Raw genomic sequence first — 16,556 nt, 5'->3', positions numbered from 1 at the left:
GCCTCCTTCTACGCTTGTATTATATCACTCTTGACTTATTCTATCAGTAATTATTTGTCTCGATAGGCCTTATTCCGTCTTAAGGTAAAGTAATCAGGAACAGGATCTCGTCCGCCTTTGAGGAAAGGATGACACCGGGAAATCCGCCCCAAGCCCATGAGAAGGCCTTTAATCGCACCATGTCGTTCGATGGCTTGAATCATATAAGTCGAACAGGTCGGCTGATAACGACACGTTGGGGGAAATAAGGGCGAGATGTATCTTTGATAAAGGCCCACCAGAGCTATAAAAATTTTAGCCAAAGACCTGCCTCCTTAAGCAAAAAAGATTTTATCAATCCACTCGATCATCGTCGTGGTCATAAAGGTATAGACAAACATGGATAAAGGCCTAAAAAGAATGACATATTTCATGAAACGTTCAAAGCGCATTGAAGACATGCCAGCAATCATGCAGAATATATCATCAGGAAATATCGGAGCAATAAAACCGACCATAATTAAACGATCAAAAGCCTTGCCTCGGTTCAACATACCGACATATTTATCATATTGTTCATCATCAATAAAGGCTCGTACAATGGTTCCACCAAAACGACGGCCCAAAAAGAAATTAATCGCTGAACCTGTAATTAGGCCAATAACATTCAGAACCGTACCTAGAAACGTACCAAAAATTAAAAAACCAATGACGTTGGTCAGCCCCATGGGAATAATCGGATAAATGATCTGGCTAATTTGGACCAAGACAAAGATAAAAGGAGCAAAAAAACCTAATCGTCTTAATAATTGCTCGAAGCCCTGACCAGGGTCGAAATAAGTGGACTGAGAAACCACAAAGAAACCAATAATGGTCAGTATAATCCCGATAATGGTCGTAATTCGAATAATTTGCCGCTTTTTTTCTAAGCTCAATCTCATGAATATACTCCTTGTTATCCCTTATTATTTGGTGTAGTCTAATCCTATAATACTCAATTAGGGTACAGAAATTCAATCAATAAAGAAAAATAAAGGGGATGAATCTATGAAAGACTATCGCATCCAGTCCTTAATTCAGTCAATGACTGATAATCAGCTAGATAACCTTTTGATTAGTGATCCAGCAAGTATCTACTATTATACAGGTTACCGCAATCAACCTGGTGAACGACTTTATTTATTAAATATAAGTTCAGCAGGCCAAGTCCAACTTTACCTGAATCGGCTCTTTCCTCAACCACAAGACCTTCAATCTGAAATTGAAGTCATTTGGTATAGCGATGGTGAGCCAATTCTAGCCAAACTGGATGAACAACTGACAGGCTTAAAGATTGGAATTGACAAGTACTGGCCGAGCCATTTCCTTCTTGAGCTACTAGCCCTTAATCCCGAATTACATCCAGTAAATGGATCTGTCTTAGTAGATCAACAACGGGCGATTAAATCGCTCGATGAACAAGAATTAATGGCCAAAGCCTCAGAACTTAATGACCAAGCCATGGAAGCCATTATTCACCAAGTTCAATATGGCTTTAGTGAATTAACCATGGTCAATAAATTAAGAGAGATCTATCAAGATTTAAATATGGATGGCTTTTCCTTCGAACCGATTATTGCTTATGGAGGAAATGGGGCTGATCCGCATCATGAGACGAACCAAGATCAACCAGAAATAGGCGATGCAGTCGTCATTGATATTGGGGCCTTCTATCAAGGTTACGCTTCTGATATGACGCGAACGGTCTTTTATGGTCAACCTAGCCAGGAACATCTAGAAATCTACGACATTGTCCGCAGAGCTAATGAAGCTGCTATTGCTCAGATTCGCCCAGGAGTTTCCTTTGCTGACATTGATTTAACGGCCCGAAATTTAATTGATCAGGCAGGCTATGGGGATTATTTTACCCACCGTCTAGGTCATTTCATCGGCCAAGAAACTCATGAAGCCGGTGATGTCAGCCAATATAATCACGACCTGATAAAAGCTGGCCAAATTTTCTCTGTTGAACCAGGTATCTATCTTCCTGATGAGATTGGTGTTAGAATCGAAGACCTGATTTTAGTCACAGAAGACGGCTGCCAAATTCTAAATCATGTCACCAAAGAACCCATCATCATACAACCTAAAGCAGAGTAAAGATTAATAACCGAACGAGCTCCTCGTTCGGTTATTATTTGTTTTATTGTTCGACTGTCTCAACGATTTCAATATTATTATCTTGGATGGCCTTCTTGACTTGATCAAAGCTAGCCTTGATCGCTTTATTATCAATTAAACGAATTTGCCAGCCATCTTTCATTGTTTGAAGTTTTTCTTGAAGTTGGTCCTGACTGATCTTTTCTTCAGTTTGTCCGGGTTCAGACCAATAAATTTCATCTTCCTTCACTTTGACTTCAGCCACTTTGGTTTCTTGTTCACCTTCTTGGCCTTGATTATCTGATTGGGTAATTGATGTACCAGAACCTGGTAAAAGTCCTCCACCAGTCCCTTGATAAATACCTAAACCCGCTAAGGCTAATAGTACCAAGGCAGTAATTCCTAATTTACCTTTCTTACTCGACTTCTTGTTTTGATTGGCCATGACCTTCATCCTTTCTAAATTCGTCCTCAGGATATTCACTATAAATAATTTTTTTATCTTGGATTTGATTTAACTGGTTGATGGCTTCGACTAAATTTCGATAATCACGGTAATAAATCTGATGATCATCATAAGTAAAAGAAATCATCACCACATCTTTGGCTAATCGGTCTAGCTCTTGCTGTAACCACTTGGTTAAGTCCTCCGAAGCCGGCTTGACAAGCCGCTCCTCCTCCGCCGTAATCAAATAAATCTCTTCCTGGTCCTGAACCTTGTGGTAAACCAAATTCAATTTATCAATGTCTTCAGCGAAAGAAATTTGCCAAGCTTTCTGCGAAGGAGTTTGGGGCAATTGACTCTGTTCCAACCTCGAAACCTGTGCTTGTAAATTCTCGACTTCTTGGGCGTTCATGGATTGATTCGAAACTAGGACCATAAATAGAATAATCAGGATTACATCGAGTAATGGCGTTAAATCAATCAACATCTGATGTCTATTCACTCGCCACCTGCTCTCGTCTACCAGCATTCAGCAATTGATCATTCCTTAATAAATAGGTCTGAATGGCTTCATTATTTCCTTCGACTAGGGCTTGAAGTTGACCATTGGCTAATTTAAAGATAATGGCAAACACAATTCCCCAGAATGTAGAGGTCAAAGCTAACATAAACAAGGCCGTGTCATTCGTTCCTACCATAGGAATTAAAGAAATTACAGTCCCTAAAAGACCCATTAAAGGAAAAATCGCGGTCACATTCAAGAATAAAATATAAAGATGATTCATTCGTTGACGTTGATCAATAATCCGTTGCTCGCCCTCTTGCTTCAAATAATAATCAAAATGATCAAAGAGATTTTGGACACCTTTTTTGCCTTGGGCTAAATTTCCCTTCGGCAATAAAATCTTTTGTAAAGACTGGCTAAGCTTTAGACAACGGACATATAAGAAAACCGTTAAAATCGCAAGTAGAAAAATCAGAAAATCAAACTTTAAAAAATTATTAAATATGGCTTGCCATAGATTCATAACTTCACCTCAATAGGCAGTATATCATGGGTTTAGCTTATCACATGGAACCTGAGTCTGATTTGAATGTGCCACATCCCGAAGGTTCATCGTGAAGCTTCTTGGCGACGTGACAATAAATAATAGACAATCATGCAGATGGCAAGAATTCCACCATTCAGGGCAAAAGATTCCGGCGTATCAACTTGCCATAAATTGTAGATTACATAGACTAAGACTGCAGCAAGGATTAAATATAATAAATTTTTCATCTTCTTCATCCCTCTTATATAATAACCTCATGATAACAGAAATAAGTCGAAAAGAATATCAATAGGCAAAATAAAAAAGCGTCGCCGCCAGAAAAAAATTTGACTAAATCACTCTTCGGGATAATCCATGCCAAAACCCATATCGCGCCAATAAAGGGCATCTAGCTGATCAAAAGATAGGCCCTCAGCTGAAGTTTTTTGGATTTCTTCTTGAATTAAGTCCTGTAGTTCTTTTAATTCTTGTGGCTGAATCTGGATACATTGTTCATTATCCTTATTATTTTTACAGAGATAGGTTTCTCCTTCATTGTGTTTGAAATAAAACATAGCAACCTCCCAAGCACAATCATTATCGCGTTGATTCACAATAAAATTAGTGTATTGTTATTATACAATAATACCATTCGTTAAAAGCATCACAAACTTTAAATTTTTTCATATTTTTATCTACATGACAAAAACGACTGGCCTTGCTATCCATAATAAAGACCAATCGTAGTTATTTTTCCTATCTAAATTTTAATCTATACTTTTTCTAAAGATTAAAAGCAAGCGTTAATCATAAACAGACACTTATTCTAGCGAATATTTATTGAAAAAATTAACTTCAAAAATACCCCAAGACCTTACTACAGTATTATACATAGAATGTATTTCACGATCTGGAATTTCTTCAATCTCACCGAAATTTTTTGCTATACCATAGACAGGTTGCCTCAGTCCTAAATATTTAAATCGACAGGTTAAAGCTAGCCAACGCCGAGCTAATAAATCTGACGTACTGACAATGCAGACGTTTTTAAAGGCTTGTTGGAGGATAATCTCTGAGACAGTTACGACATTCGAAACAATATCTAAGGTCGACACATCCATAATAATTCGTTGTTCATTAATACCTAAATGCAATAAATAATTATAAGATGCCAAACCTTCTAGATAATTGTTATGGACTGGTCCACCGCAGACAATGACTTTAGCAGAAGGAAATTCATCTAACATTTCACAAGCTAGTTGGACACGAGCTTTAGCTGAATCCGTCATTTCACCATTTTCTTTCAGTCTCTCACCATGCAAGATGAAAACATCAAATTGGATTTCTTTGGGAATATCCTGACTAAAATCTAATCGATTTTTGTTAGACTCTACAAGATGAACAATTTGATTAAATTCTTCAAATAATCTTTTGGAAATAAACTGCAATTGTTTTAATTTCTCTTCTTTCTCAGAAACTTTATTGGCAATATGAGCACAGATCGCCGAAAGAAAAAGACCTTCGGGATCTTTTGGCAATAAATACAATAAATCTTCCAAAACATCCCAAGCTTCCAAGTATAAATTATTACAAAAGTAAATTTCTGCCTTAAAACGCATCGCATCAATATTATTGGGTTTAAATTTCAATTTTCGATTTAATAACTCAACGGCTGTTTGTTTATTTCTCTTTTTGAGTTGATAAAAAACATTAGCAAAAGACTTTTTTGATAAATATCGGGTGCCAATATATTCATGGAAAAAATTTGCATTTTGAATATCGTTCCTATTTTCCAATTTTCTATATTCTTCAGATGCAATGACTCTCATAAAATCACCTTCAAAAATAGAATCATTCAACCATTAAAAAAGATTTCCTCGCTCAGACAGTTCGGGATGATAAGAAAGCATATCGTTAAAGATTGAAAATTTTGGTTCAGCCAACACAAATGAGTCTAAGCTCGCTTTAGCAACTTTAGTCATCTCTGTTTCTAATTTATCTAACATAAGATGATCATTTTGTGAGAAAGGTTTTATAACATAGGCCAATGACACATGGAATTGATAGTGATTATGGCCTGGATGGACAATTTTTGTTTTCAGCGCAATTTGATCCCGATAGTTTCTTAATTCTTGATTCATCGCAGCCGTTTGTGCAGATAATCTAAAACCAGTAATCTGTACTTCGTTAATCTTCATCCTTATTTGATGATAGGGCTCTACCTCTTCGACTTTATCCCGAAGAATTTTATCTATTTCTTTGAAACTCGCATTGGTTGGTAAGGATTGGGGCCATATATCAGTCCCTCGGTCAATTTCTCGAATTAAGGGAATGAGTGTCATATGAATAGATTCTAAAGGGAGCAGCCGAATTTTATCACTCAAAGTAGATTCTTTGATGATTTTCATCATTCGTCGGCTTAAGTGGTAAATAGGCCAATTCTCATTATTCATTATACTAATTACCGTATTTCCATAGTAGGGAATCGCCTCCCCATCTGCTAAAAATTTATGTCGATCAATTTGTAGATCTGTTGTACTCATTATAACCTCCTAAGAGCCAGTTATAAATCTAATATAAGTTCGGTCATCGAAACTGTCCTGTCCTCGTTTTATGCCTTTAGTTGATTTCTCAGTTTTATAAAGATATGGATTATCTTTTAAAATAGAAGACAATTTAGCTTCGGTTTTCACCAAATTTTCTGTTAACTCGAAATAACCATCTGAAGATAAGACGACCTCCATTTTATCGGGAACATTAATTTTTTTGATCAGAGATGGAGGTATATCTTCACCATTAAGAACCGCATATCCCCATTCATTATTAGCGATATTAGCAAATAAATTTGAATCTACGATCCACGGCAAGATTAATTCTCGACCCATATCCTCTTTTAAGAAATACTCCTCTTCAGTCCGATTTGATTTCTTGAGCTGAATATGGTTTACAAGACTTCTAAATTCAGCCAATACCACATCACTTTTTTTAGCTAGTTGATATTGTTGACCTGCAATCAGCGCCATGCAATCACCAATTAACCAAACCTGTTTCTCTTTAACAGAATAGACTGCCATCACGGCTTGAAGACCATATCGTCTTATATCCAGATCTTGCAGATAATTTTTATTAAATAGATTAATCTCGGCATTAATTCTGCAGATAATTTCTTGGAGACTTTCTTCCTGATTTTCTTGAATAATATTCTTAATTAATTCACTAGCAATTTTACCAGTCGTCTTGCCCTGCCATCGAAAAGGAGATTTAGAAGTAACGCCATCAATCACTGCAATAAAATTTTCTGATATAACCAGAGCATCTTCGCACTCTTCTATATTATTTTTTCCAGCAATAAATTTTTCTAAGATTTTCATAAGTTATTTGGTGACTTCCTTCCGTATACAAAATAAGTCGCAATGGTGAATACCAACATAATAATTACCGCGTAGACAAAAGATAACATGACCGCACTGGGTGTGGCTTCCGGATCGGTAGCATTATTAATAATAATCCCTAACGGAGCAAATAATGGATGGAAGAGAAATACACTCATATCAAACTCAGCAAATAGTCCAGTAAAAGAAAGAAGGGTCGTTGAAATGGATACAGGCAAGATTAAAGGTAAAATAACTTTATAAAATGCTTTAAATTCGCTCGCTCCTAAATTTTTTGCCGCATCTTCCAAGGAACTGTCAATACTAGCATAGGCTGCCTTAATAATGCGTAAATTAGTAGGTAGTCTTAGAATGATATAACCTATCAATAATATAACCAAAGTTCCTGTCAAAATTTGATTTGCTATCAAAATAATCGGAGTATTAAAAGATAATAACAAACCTAATGAAATCAATGTGGCCGGTAAGAACCAAGGGACTAACATAATGAGTTCTAATAATTTGGTAAATACATTTTTATACTTGGTAATTAAACGAGCAACAAAAATTACAATAATGACCGATACAATTGCTGCGATTACTGAATAAAGAAAAGAAACCACTAAAGGCTTCAAACCACTAGAATGCATTACGTTCTGCCAATTTTCTAAAGTAAGTCCTTGTAAAAACAAATTACCACTCATTAAACTCTTATAGGGTATGAATGAAAACAAAATAACAGCTAACATTGGAATGATTTGGATTATCGCAACCAAATGAGCAAGCAGAGTCATAATAATTCGAACATAACGATTCTCAATATCTTGTCTAACTAATTTAGTTTTGACTTTCGATACAGAAACTACATTGACTCTGTTTTGCAAGTAATTAAATAAAATCAATACTAGTAAAGTAACTAAACCTAGAAATACGGATAGGATAACTCCATAATTTTGAGTCGTTCTTGATTTAGTAAAGGATAATACTAAAGGGTTAATCGTTTGAAACATGGATCCACCTAATATTTTCGGACTAGCAAAGGCTCCAACAGCCATCAAAAAATTTAATATCGTAGCAGCTAAAATTGAGGGAGTTAAAGTAGGTAGGACTACTTTACGAAGAATGGACCATGTTGATCCTCCTAAATTTTTAGCAGCTTCTATCGTTTGGAAATCAATTCCACGTAGGGCATCTCTGACGAAAGTGATATGAAATATTGTATTAGAAACCGTGAGTTGAAAGAATACGGCTTTAAATCCAATCATCCATTCATTAGGTAAACTGGGAATTATTTGTTGTAGACCCTTAGTAAAATAGCCATTAGGGCCAATTAAATAGTAATACGATAAAACCAATACCATCCCATTACAAACTAAAGGGGCAAAATAAGCAATACTTAGCCATTTTCTTCCCCTAATCTTAAAGTAATCAAGCACTAATAACTGAAAAACACCTAAAATATTGGTCGATAAAGCAACTAAAATTCCTAATATAAACGAGTTTGATAAAGCTTCTAATACTCGTTTAGATTTAATCACTTTAAATAGAGGAGTCAAATCAAATTTACCATTTTTAAACATAGTAATTGAAAGCATGTTTAAGTTCGGAATAATAATAAAGGTTAATAAACTCCATAGCAAAGTGAGTAATATTCCAAGTACAAAAAAATTTTTTACAGTAAATTTATTTCTCATTTTGTCTCCTTATCAAATGAACAGATATTTTCTAGACTCACATAAATATCCACAGAATCGCCAATTTCTAAAGGCAGTAAGCTATTAGAAAATGAAATATCAGTCATGTTAGACCCTTGGACCTCATACACTCGTCGAGTAATGGATCCTAGAAATTCTTCAGACACTAACGTTGCAGGAAGGACGATAGTCCTACGGTCAACACTAGTAGGTGGTGTGACCGTTAAATCATCGATGTTAATATAATGATCTTGATTCTCAGATAATAATATTTCTTTTGCATTAATCAAATTTAATAAATTATTATCTAATTTGATTCGATCACCAATAAACTCTGCTACGAATTGATTTTTTGGCTGATAATAAATTTCTTCTGGAGTGCCAATTTGTTGGATTTCACCGTTAGAAAATACAGCTACACGGTCTGACAAAGCTAAGGCTTCTTCTTGATCGTGTGTTACATAAATCATCGTGGCGTTCGAACTCGCTTGGATTCTCTTCAACTCAGATCGCAAGGATTTTCTTAATTTAGCGTCCAAGTTAGATAAAGGCTCATCTAAACAAATAATATCAGGCTGTAATGATAAAGCACGAGCTATCGCCACTCTTTGTTGTTGTCCTCCAGATAGTTCAGAAACTTTCTTCTTAAGTTGGGCTTGATTCAAATTAACTAGTGTAGAAACTTCTTTTACTCTTTGTTCTATCTTATCCCGAGACCATTTATGCTCCTTCATCCCAAATTCTATATTTTCTCTGACAGTCATTGTTGGAAATAAAGCATATGATTGAAAAATAATTCCAATTCCACGATCCTCAATTGCTTCATAGGTAATCTCTTTATGGTCGATAGTGATTGAGCCTTTACTCGGCTTAACAAAGCCAACAATTGTACGTAGGGTGGTTGTTTTCCCACATCCTGATGGTCCGAGAAAAGAGAAAAACTCTCCTTGATTAATACTTATATTGATATCTTTTATAGCGACAAAATCCCCAAACGTTACTTCAATGTCTTTAATTTCTAACATATTAACCTCCAAAAAAATATACCGTGATTTAAGAACAAATAATCACGGTATATTTTAGTTTGTCCTAATAGATTTCTAGTTCGATTTTTGCTACCCAATCGTCCATTAATTCGTTGATTTTGGCCCAATCTAAGTCTTGTGATTTATAATTGTCGAAAATTTCTTTTGAAATTGCTGTCATTTGATTAATTGCCTCAGAGTTAACGACAATACTTCCATTTTCAGCTGCATATGCTCCCATAAATTCAGCAGAACCTAAATAATTCGCTAATCTTATGGATTCATCAAGTACTTCTTGATCATTGTTATTAACTACGCCTACCTCATTTGTATTATCAGGCTGTCCATTTTCGAAATAAATAATATTGGCTTCGCCAAATTCTTCCATTTTCTTATATATGCCTGAAGCATAAGAAAATGTAATTGGTGTCTTACCTGCAATCATATTTTGATAATCATTCTCTCCTTCTGGAGTACGAATACCATTATCAAAGAAAGCAGTAATGGCTTGCCATCCTTCTTCGGAAACACCTAATTCTCCATTTTCATCCAAATATTGGCCTAAAATTGATCCAATAATTGCCCGATTGGTAGCTCCACCAAAATCAGTAGGGACAGTATACTTTCCTTTGAATTCTTCTTTCTCAAACAAATCATTAATCGTTTTAGGCAAATTATCTGCCCCAAATTGATCTTTATTAGCTAACCACATTTTGGGTTGAATTTCATATGGATAAGAATAGCCATTTTTTGAATCATAATCGGCAACTTTATCTGCCCATTCTGGAGTCCATTGAGACAATGCTGCGGCTTCAATCATCAAGTCAAAATTGTCATTAGAAGGTCCCCAAACAACATTTATCGTAGGATTCTCCACTTCAGCAATTACTCTTGCAGTAGCATCTGATCCTCCCAAAGGAACAATTTCTACATTAAAACCTTTTTCAGAAAATTTATTTTTTAACCATTCGGCCCGACCATCCCCCGAATTATTCGTCGCTAGAACAATCTTTGTTCCTTTTGGATCCGTAGCAGCTACATTTTCTTCCGCAAATACAGGCACTTGACTAGAAATTCCAACAAGAGAGGCAGCCAATACTAAGAATGATTTTTTCAGAAAATTGCTGAATTTCATCTCAATTACTCCTTTAAGATTATTACAAAGAAAAAAGATGGTTATCGAAGATCTCCTTATTTTTTCGTTTGTTACCTTTATTATAGGAGACAAAAAAATTAAATAATATTAATTTAAAGTAAATGTCTATTGTAAATTTAATGTAAAGAAAATATCGATAATACAAAAACGACTGCCTTCATTAAGAAAACAGTCGTTTTGATTTCTTTGTTAGCTGATCAACTGATAACAATGCTTTCTTAATCAAGCATCCTTGCAGTTAAATTTAGATATGTTCAGCATTTTTTTCATATTCTTCGTTACGCTTCTTCATTTCTTTAGCATACCAAGCAAATAGGCCTAAATAGGCAATGGACGCTAGAGCTAAATAGAGTAATGACATTACGTTTTGTACATTTGCCGTTCCTACGAGGTAGGCAATAAATTTCTCAATCGGTCCTTCTAAAGTGGAATGGGTGATCAATGATCCTGCAGCCAAACCATCTGGGAAGGCACCGACATTGATCGCCATCTCAGTGACTGCTGGCGCTATAAGGGTACCAGCCCACAAGAAGACTGGTAACATGAAGATGCCAATAACAATCATCCGCATAATCTTTCCTCGAGTGACTACAAGTAAAGACGGTGTGAGTCCCATGGCAATAATCCCACCTAAAGGTAACACTTTGTTTCCTGGCAAGATTAAGGCTATTAACAACATAATCGGTGCCAGCACGTTGGCGGCTGCCCACATCTCAGCCCGACCAGCAATGAATGGCCAGTCTAAACCAATATTAAAGGTCCGACCCTCGAAACGCTTGTTTGCAAAATCGGTAATTCCTTGTGAAAGAGGTTCTACTGAATCAATAAACCAAGAACCAATGACTGAGAATAATTCCAAAGCAAATGCTGCAGTAAAGGATAAAGCAAAGATTTCAGTGATGCTTTGTCCGCCCAACAGGCCAATAATGACCCCTAAATAAATCCCAATCGCGAATTTAGAACCCCAGAAGCCAATTCGATCATTTAAGGCTGCCGCATCAAAGTCATACTTATCTAACCAAGGGAACAATTTATCAATAATTTTATCAAATAGCATCACAATCGGATTCATCATATAATTCATATGAGTACTGGTCATTGGGTTCTCAGCGGGTGCCCCCAATAAATCATTGAAGGTTGGCTTCATTAAGTCTGAATTAATAATCTTCAAACCACCGACAATGAGTACAAAAATTGTAGTAACAATCAGATTAGCTCCTAAGAAACGGGCAATAATTGCAGTAATCGCTAAATGCCAAATATTAAAGATATCTACGTCGAGAGTATTTGTTTTGTTCAATAATAACATGACAATGTTTAGAATCACGAGTACAAATAAGAAATATAACGTTAAAGGGGATCCCCAAGTAATGGTTGCTAGCGGTGCCCAACCCACGTCGGTAATCGATAATTCTACCCCAGTGTTCTTAACAAAGGCTTGCAGTGCTTCCGAAAAGGCACCCGTTAAAATCCCAATTACCGCACCGATCGCCGTCAAGGCAATCCCTAACTTTAAACCGCCTTCCAAGGCTTTGGAAAACTTAACGCCAAACAACATGGCCATCGCGGTTAAAATTATTGCCATTAAAGGAGCCGCCCCTAAATCAATTAAGGGTTGAAATATTTGGTTGGCAAAATCAATAATTGCTTGCATGGTTCACTTCCTCCTCAATCAAATCGCTTAACCCATTTTTTTAATTTCTGCTTCAATCTTATCGAAGACTGGTTTAGCCATCGCAGGCACGCGATATAAAATGGGACCAGCTTCCACAATCGGAATATTCACACCAAAAGTTTCAGTTTTTGAAATAGGTGTATATAAGTCATACTTGCTTAATACTTCTTTATTCACATCTTTAACCATTAAGGCATCCACTTTAATATCACGATAACCCCGTTTTTTCATTTCTTCAGTAATTGCATTGGCAATTTGATGACTTGAGTTTACACCGGCTCCACACGCTGCTAAGATTTTAATCATTTTCTTCACTCTCCTAGTATTTTTTTAGCAAATTTATAAACATCCTGATTTGTCTGTAATTGATTAATATTATCTATCGTTTCTTTAGTTGACTGACCGATTCCTTCCATAATTCGGGCCAAGATATCAGCTTGACCACTAGGATCATCATTCAGAATCATAAACATGAAATTAATCTTCAACGTTTCGTCAGGTTGAATCATATTATGAATTTCAATGACCTGATTTAATTTGATAGGAATGACCTTTTTTACCCGAACATACTGCGTCTCAGTATGAGGGACCGCAATGCCTAGCACATCCCCAAATAAAGGGGTCAAATCTAGGCCAGTGGGGAAATTAGCCTCGCGTTCCTTGAGATGCTGACAAAAGTCTTCACTCACCACTTCTGCTTGAAATAATTGCTGACTAATTTCATCAAAGATGGCATCGACAGAAGTTTGATTACTGATAAACACTAAATCTTCTTCAATGAGTTTATGCTTTTCCATACACACCCACCTTCTCATCCCAAGCACTTGCTGTTTCTACCAATACCTCATTAAGCGCTTCGATATTTTGTCGACCTTGACCATTTAACCATTCGATAACTTGATCATGACCGCCATGAACAAATTCTGGAACCGCATCTTTCCAGGTTGCCCGTCCACATAAAACGCCGTTGAATTTAGCACCGGACTGATGGGCTAATTTTAACGTCTCTTTGAATAAATCCATCGAAACCCCTGCACTCAGATAAATATATGGTAAATTAGTGGAAGCCTCTTGTTCTTTGAAATATTCTTTTGCTTGTGCCAAAGTATAGACGGGCTCAACATCTTTACTATAAGATGCTACATAATTCATATTCACCGGCACTTCTACTTTTAAAACATCAACATTAAATCGCGGTTCAGAGAACTTCTTCATCGCTTGATTGACCTTATTCGGTTTAAGCCGAGCATATTCTCTACTGGAGGCATCAGCGATCTTAGCATCATAAGTAACAATTTCTAAGAAGAAAGGAATTTCTTCGGCCTGACATTCAGAACCAATTCTTTCAACAAAGGCATATTTTTGTTGATTAATCTCTTCTGCTTCATCAACATCAAAATATAATAGGAATTTGACGGCATCGGCACCTTGTTCTTTAAGTCGTTTAGCTGACCAAGTTGGCAATAAGTCTGGCAATCTACCTGGTTCCGTAGCATCATAACCCGTTTCTTCATAAGCTAACAGTAATCCAGCTTCGCTAGCTCTTTGCCTAGCTGCTTTCAAACCATATTCTGGATCTAAAAGAATTGATGAAGCGTAGGGTGTTAACTGCTTAGAAACAGCTGACTTGAAAGATTCAATCTGCTGAGTCAAATCGGTCGAACTTTGATCTTTCTGAATCATCTTCTTCAGGGAGCCACGCTGATCAATCGCTAAAGCAGAAATGACATGACCTGGACTGGATAAATTTTCAAGATGTTTCATTTTTTCTGGACTTATTAAACGCAATCTTACCACCTCATTTAGTTCTTATTTGTTTCTTTTTGTTCTTATTTGTGAATTAATGATAGCGCTTTACAGCTGTTTTGTCAAGATTTAACCTAGATTTTTTATCTGTTGACTTATATTTTTGATTGGTATATGATTTATTCAAGGTAATTCGAACATTTTCGAACAAGAAGGTGAAAGTATGATAAAGGAAGAACGACTGAATTTCATTAAAGCCTATCTTCAGAAGCACAAGGTAATTCAGGTTCAATATGTCGTGGACAACTTGAACGTTGCCGATATGACCGTCCGTCGCGACTTAAAAACTTTAGAAGAAATGGGTTTTTTAACCCGAATCCATGGTGGCGCCAAACTTAAAGAGGCAGATTCAAAATTATCTGCCATTGAATTGAGTCATTTAGAGAAAAAGAAGAAAAATTTAAATGAGAAAAAAGAGATCGCTCGCAAAGCTGCCCAAGAAATTGAAGACTTTGATATTGTTTTTTTAGGGTCAGGAACCACAATTGAGTTGATTTATGATTATTTAGAGGCCAATCATGTAAAAATTATTACCAATTCGATTTTTGTGTTTGAAAAATTCAAAAATGACAACCGGTTCCAACTGATCCTAATCGGAGGTCACTACCGCAGTCTAACGGGCGCTTTTGTGGGAACCATCGCTAGCGATTATATGAAGAATATCTTTATCAAAAAAGCCTTCATCGGTGTTAATGCCTTAGACCAGGAATTTCTATACAATGCCAATGAGGAAGAGGGTGAAATCCAAAGAATCGCCCTCGATAATGCTGAACAAACCTATATTCTTGCCGACTCAAGTAAATTCGATAAACAAGATTTCTATCGTTTTTATGATTTAAAGGGGATTGACTATTTGATCACCGATCAGAATAATTCAGCAGCATTCACTCAGATGGATCAACACGCAATAAAAATAATTAAATAACGGAGGTTTATCATGAAAGTATATTTAACAAGCGATTTAGCCGGTCTCGAATTAAAAAATTATATCAAAGACCACATTCAAGATCAGTTCGATGTCACTGATTTAACCGAACAAGGTGCTGAAGATTTCGTCGACGCCGCGGTTAAGATGGTTGAAGCCCTTGATTACGGTAAGTCAGAAGATTTAGGAATTGCCTTTGATGCCTATGGCGTAGGTAGCTTTATAGCTGCCAACAAACATCAAGGCATGATTGTTGCCGAAGTTTCTGACGAACGTTCAGCCTATATGACCCGCCAGCATAACAACACAAAATTAATTACCCTTGGACAAGAAATTGTTGGTAAAGGACTGGCATTAAAAATTGTCAATGAATTCTTAAACGCTGACTATGATGGTGGACGCCATCAAGTTCGTGTAGATATGTTAAATGAAATGTGCTAAGAATTACGAGGAGGAACAAATTATGAAAATAGCCATCGGTTGTGATCATATCGTTACAGACACCAAGATTGCTGTCGCCGACCACTTACGCGAACAAGGCCATGATGTGATAGATGTCGGAACCTACGGATTTGTTAGAACCCACTATCCAATCTATGGTAAAAAAGTAGGTGAAGCCGTCGCTAAAGGCGAGGCCGATCTCGGTGTGGTTATCTGTGGAACTGGCGTAGGTATTTCGAATGCAGCTAACAAAGTTCCAGGCGTTCGCACAGCCCTAGTCCGCGATATGACATCTGCCCTATATGCCAAAAAAGAACTCAACGCTAATGTGATTGGTTTTGGTGGTAAGATTACCGGTGAATTCCTAATCAAAGATATCGTCGACGCCTTCATTAAAGAAGACTATGTCGAAACTGCCGAAAACAAAAAATTGATTGAAAAAATTCAGCAAATTGAATCTAAATACTCTAGCAAAGCCTTTGATGAACACTTATTCGATGAAGAAATTAATAAATGGAACGAAGGCTACTACCACGACTGATTACAACAAAACGAAACAACCCCTACTTTTTATCCATGAGTAAAAAGTAGGGGTTTTTGAGTTGAGATAAATCTGTGTAAGGATTAGTAAAACTATAATAAAGTTCATAGGTTCTATATATATGTCAAATACACAAAAATATTGGAAGTTTCTGACACAATATGTTGGTGAAAACCACGTGGAAAGAGCTTCCTATAAAACTCAGTAGAACAGAAGAATGGCATTACAGAAAAATAAACTTTGGTATTCAAGAATAGAAATTCTCTATTATAAGTCTAGTCATTTGTTAAAAAATCCCGAATATAATATGATGAAATAAATATAAAGA

The 16,556-nt window shown here is 36.3% G+C and carries 21 protein-coding genes; 4 read left to right on the top strand and 17 right to left on the bottom strand.

The genetic code is table 11. The features are described from left to right. Window positions 1-50 precede the first annotated feature (50 nt). Window positions 51-302: a membrane protein insertion efficiency factor YidD gene (yidD, locus tag M0R79_RS00370; RefSeq protein ID WP_248416884.1), complete on the bottom strand. Its 252-nt coding sequence runs from the start codon at window positions 300-302 to the stop codon at window positions 51-53. A gap of 12 nt (window positions 303-314) precedes the next feature. Further along, entirely contained in the window at window positions 315-920 is a 606-nt protein-coding gene (locus tag M0R79_RS00365; RefSeq protein WP_092572618.1) for a TVP38/TMEM64 family protein, read from the bottom strand. Between the two features lie 106 nt (window positions 921-1,026). On the opposite strand from M0R79_RS00365, the gene M0R79_RS00360 reads away from it, so the two are divergent. After that, entirely contained in the window at window positions 1,027-2,118 is a 1,092-nt protein-coding gene (locus M0R79_RS00360; protein WP_248416885.1) for a M24 family metallopeptidase, read from the top strand. Window positions 2,119-2,161: 43 nt separating this feature from the next. On the opposite strand, the gene M0R79_RS00355 is transcribed toward M0R79_RS00360, so the two are convergent. From M0R79_RS00355 to lacD, 15 genes are all read right to left on the bottom strand, one after another. Then, window positions 2,162-2,563, bottom strand: a complete 402-nt coding sequence (locus M0R79_RS00355) for a hypothetical protein (RefSeq protein ID WP_248416886.1) — start codon at window positions 2,561-2,563, stop codon at window positions 2,162-2,164. Then, window positions 2,535-3,065: a biopolymer transporter ExbD gene (locus M0R79_RS00350; protein WP_248416887.1), complete on the bottom strand. Its 531-nt coding sequence runs from the start codon at window positions 3,063-3,065 to the stop codon at window positions 2,535-2,537. The genes M0R79_RS00355 and M0R79_RS00350 overlap by 29 nt, the downstream gene beginning before the upstream one ends. Next, window positions 3,058-3,591, bottom strand: coding sequence for a MotA/TolQ/ExbB proton channel family protein (locus tag M0R79_RS00345; RefSeq protein ID WP_248416888.1), 534 nt, complete (start codon window positions 3,589-3,591; stop codon window positions 3,058-3,060). Before M0R79_RS00345 ends, M0R79_RS00350 begins: the two co-directional genes overlap by 8 nt. An 86-nt stretch (window positions 3,592-3,677) precedes the next feature. After that, a complete protein-coding gene (locus M0R79_RS00340; protein ID WP_248416889.1) occupies window positions 3,678-3,842 on the bottom strand; it encodes a hypothetical protein in 165 nt (54 codons plus the stop codon). A gap of 108 nt (window positions 3,843-3,950) precedes the next feature. Continuing rightward, window positions 3,951-4,169, bottom strand: a complete 219-nt coding sequence (locus M0R79_RS00335) for a hypothetical protein (RefSeq protein WP_248416890.1) — start codon at window positions 4,167-4,169, stop codon at window positions 3,951-3,953. Between the two features lie 246 nt (window positions 4,170-4,415). Then, window positions 4,416-5,453 (bottom strand): ElyC/SanA/YdcF family protein, encoded by a 1,038-nt coding sequence (locus M0R79_RS00330; protein ID WP_248416891.1) that lies wholly within the window; start codon window positions 5,451-5,453, stop codon window positions 4,416-4,418. Between the two features lie 3 nt (window positions 5,454-5,456). Further along, window positions 5,457-6,137 carry a DUF1868 domain-containing protein gene (locus M0R79_RS00325; RefSeq protein WP_248416892.1) on the bottom strand — a complete coding sequence of 227 codons (681 nt, stop codon included), beginning with the start codon at window positions 6,135-6,137 and terminating at the stop codon, window positions 5,457-5,459. Between the two features lie 9 nt (window positions 6,138-6,146). Then, window positions 6,147-6,965, bottom strand: a complete 819-nt coding sequence (locus M0R79_RS00320) for a protein phosphatase 2C domain-containing protein (protein WP_248416893.1) — start codon at window positions 6,963-6,965, stop codon at window positions 6,147-6,149. Then, on the bottom strand, window positions 6,962-8,659 hold the full coding sequence (locus M0R79_RS00315) for an ABC transporter permease (RefSeq protein ID WP_248416894.1): 1,698 nt from the start codon (window positions 8,657-8,659) through the stop codon (window positions 6,962-6,964). The genes M0R79_RS00320 and M0R79_RS00315 overlap by 4 nt, the downstream gene beginning before the upstream one ends. Beyond that, window positions 8,656-9,684, bottom strand: coding sequence for an ABC transporter ATP-binding protein (locus M0R79_RS00310; protein ID WP_248416896.1), 1,029 nt, complete (start codon window positions 9,682-9,684; stop codon window positions 8,656-8,658). The genes M0R79_RS00315 and M0R79_RS00310 overlap by 4 nt, the downstream gene beginning before the upstream one ends. A gap of 64 nt (window positions 9,685-9,748) precedes the next feature. Further along, entirely contained in the window at window positions 9,749-10,819 is a 1,071-nt protein-coding gene (locus M0R79_RS00305) for an ABC transporter substrate-binding protein (protein WP_248416897.1), read from the bottom strand. A 265-nt stretch (window positions 10,820-11,084) separates the two neighbouring features. Beyond that, complete coding sequence (locus tag M0R79_RS00300) at window positions 11,085-12,494, bottom strand: PTS galactitol transporter subunit IIC (RefSeq protein ID WP_248416899.1); 1,410 nt, start codon at window positions 12,492-12,494, stop codon at window positions 11,085-11,087. Window positions 12,495-12,521: 27 nt separating this feature from the next. Continuing rightward, on the bottom strand, window positions 12,522-12,821 hold the full coding sequence (locus M0R79_RS00295) for a PTS sugar transporter subunit IIB (protein ID WP_248416900.1): 300 nt from the start codon (window positions 12,819-12,821) through the stop codon (window positions 12,522-12,524). A 5-nt stretch (window positions 12,822-12,826) separates the two neighbouring features. Continuing rightward, entirely contained in the window at window positions 12,827-13,312 is a 486-nt protein-coding gene (locus tag M0R79_RS00290; RefSeq protein WP_248416903.1) for a PTS sugar transporter subunit IIA, read from the bottom strand. Next, on the bottom strand, window positions 13,299-14,303 hold the full coding sequence (lacD, locus tag M0R79_RS00285) for a tagatose-bisphosphate aldolase (RefSeq protein WP_375163562.1): 1,005 nt from the start codon (window positions 14,301-14,303) through the stop codon (window positions 13,299-13,301). Before lacD ends, M0R79_RS00290 begins: the two co-directional genes overlap by 14 nt. Before the next feature lie 181 nt (window positions 14,304-14,484). Between lacD and M0R79_RS00280 the strand changes: the two genes are divergently transcribed. The 3 genes from M0R79_RS00280 to lacB are packed head-to-tail and all read left to right on the top strand — an operon-like array spanning window position 14,485 to window position 16,228. Next, the gene (locus tag M0R79_RS00280; RefSeq protein WP_248416906.1) at window positions 14,485-15,246 is read left to right on the top strand and encodes a DeoR/GlpR family DNA-binding transcription regulator; all 762 of its coding nucleotides are present in this window, start codon (window positions 14,485-14,487) and stop codon (window positions 15,244-15,246) included. 12 nt (window positions 15,247-15,258) lie between these two features. Next, window positions 15,259-15,687: a galactose-6-phosphate isomerase subunit LacA gene (gene lacA / locus M0R79_RS00275; protein WP_248416908.1), complete on the top strand. Its 429-nt coding sequence runs from the start codon at window positions 15,259-15,261 to the stop codon at window positions 15,685-15,687. Between the two features lie 22 nt (window positions 15,688-15,709). Then, window positions 15,710-16,228 (top strand): galactose-6-phosphate isomerase subunit LacB, encoded by a 519-nt coding sequence (lacB, locus tag M0R79_RS00270; RefSeq protein WP_248416910.1) that lies wholly within the window; start codon window positions 15,710-15,712, stop codon window positions 16,226-16,228. Window positions 16,229-16,556: the final 328 nt, after the last annotated feature.

The sequence above is a fragment of the Ignavigranum ruoffiae genome (assembly GCF_023195815.2).
GTDB lineage: Bacteria > Bacillota > Bacilli > Lactobacillales > Aerococcaceae > Ignavigranum > Ignavigranum ruoffiae.
Note: the sequence above shows the minus strand (reverse complement) of the source record. Positions and strands in the feature narration are given on the sequence as shown.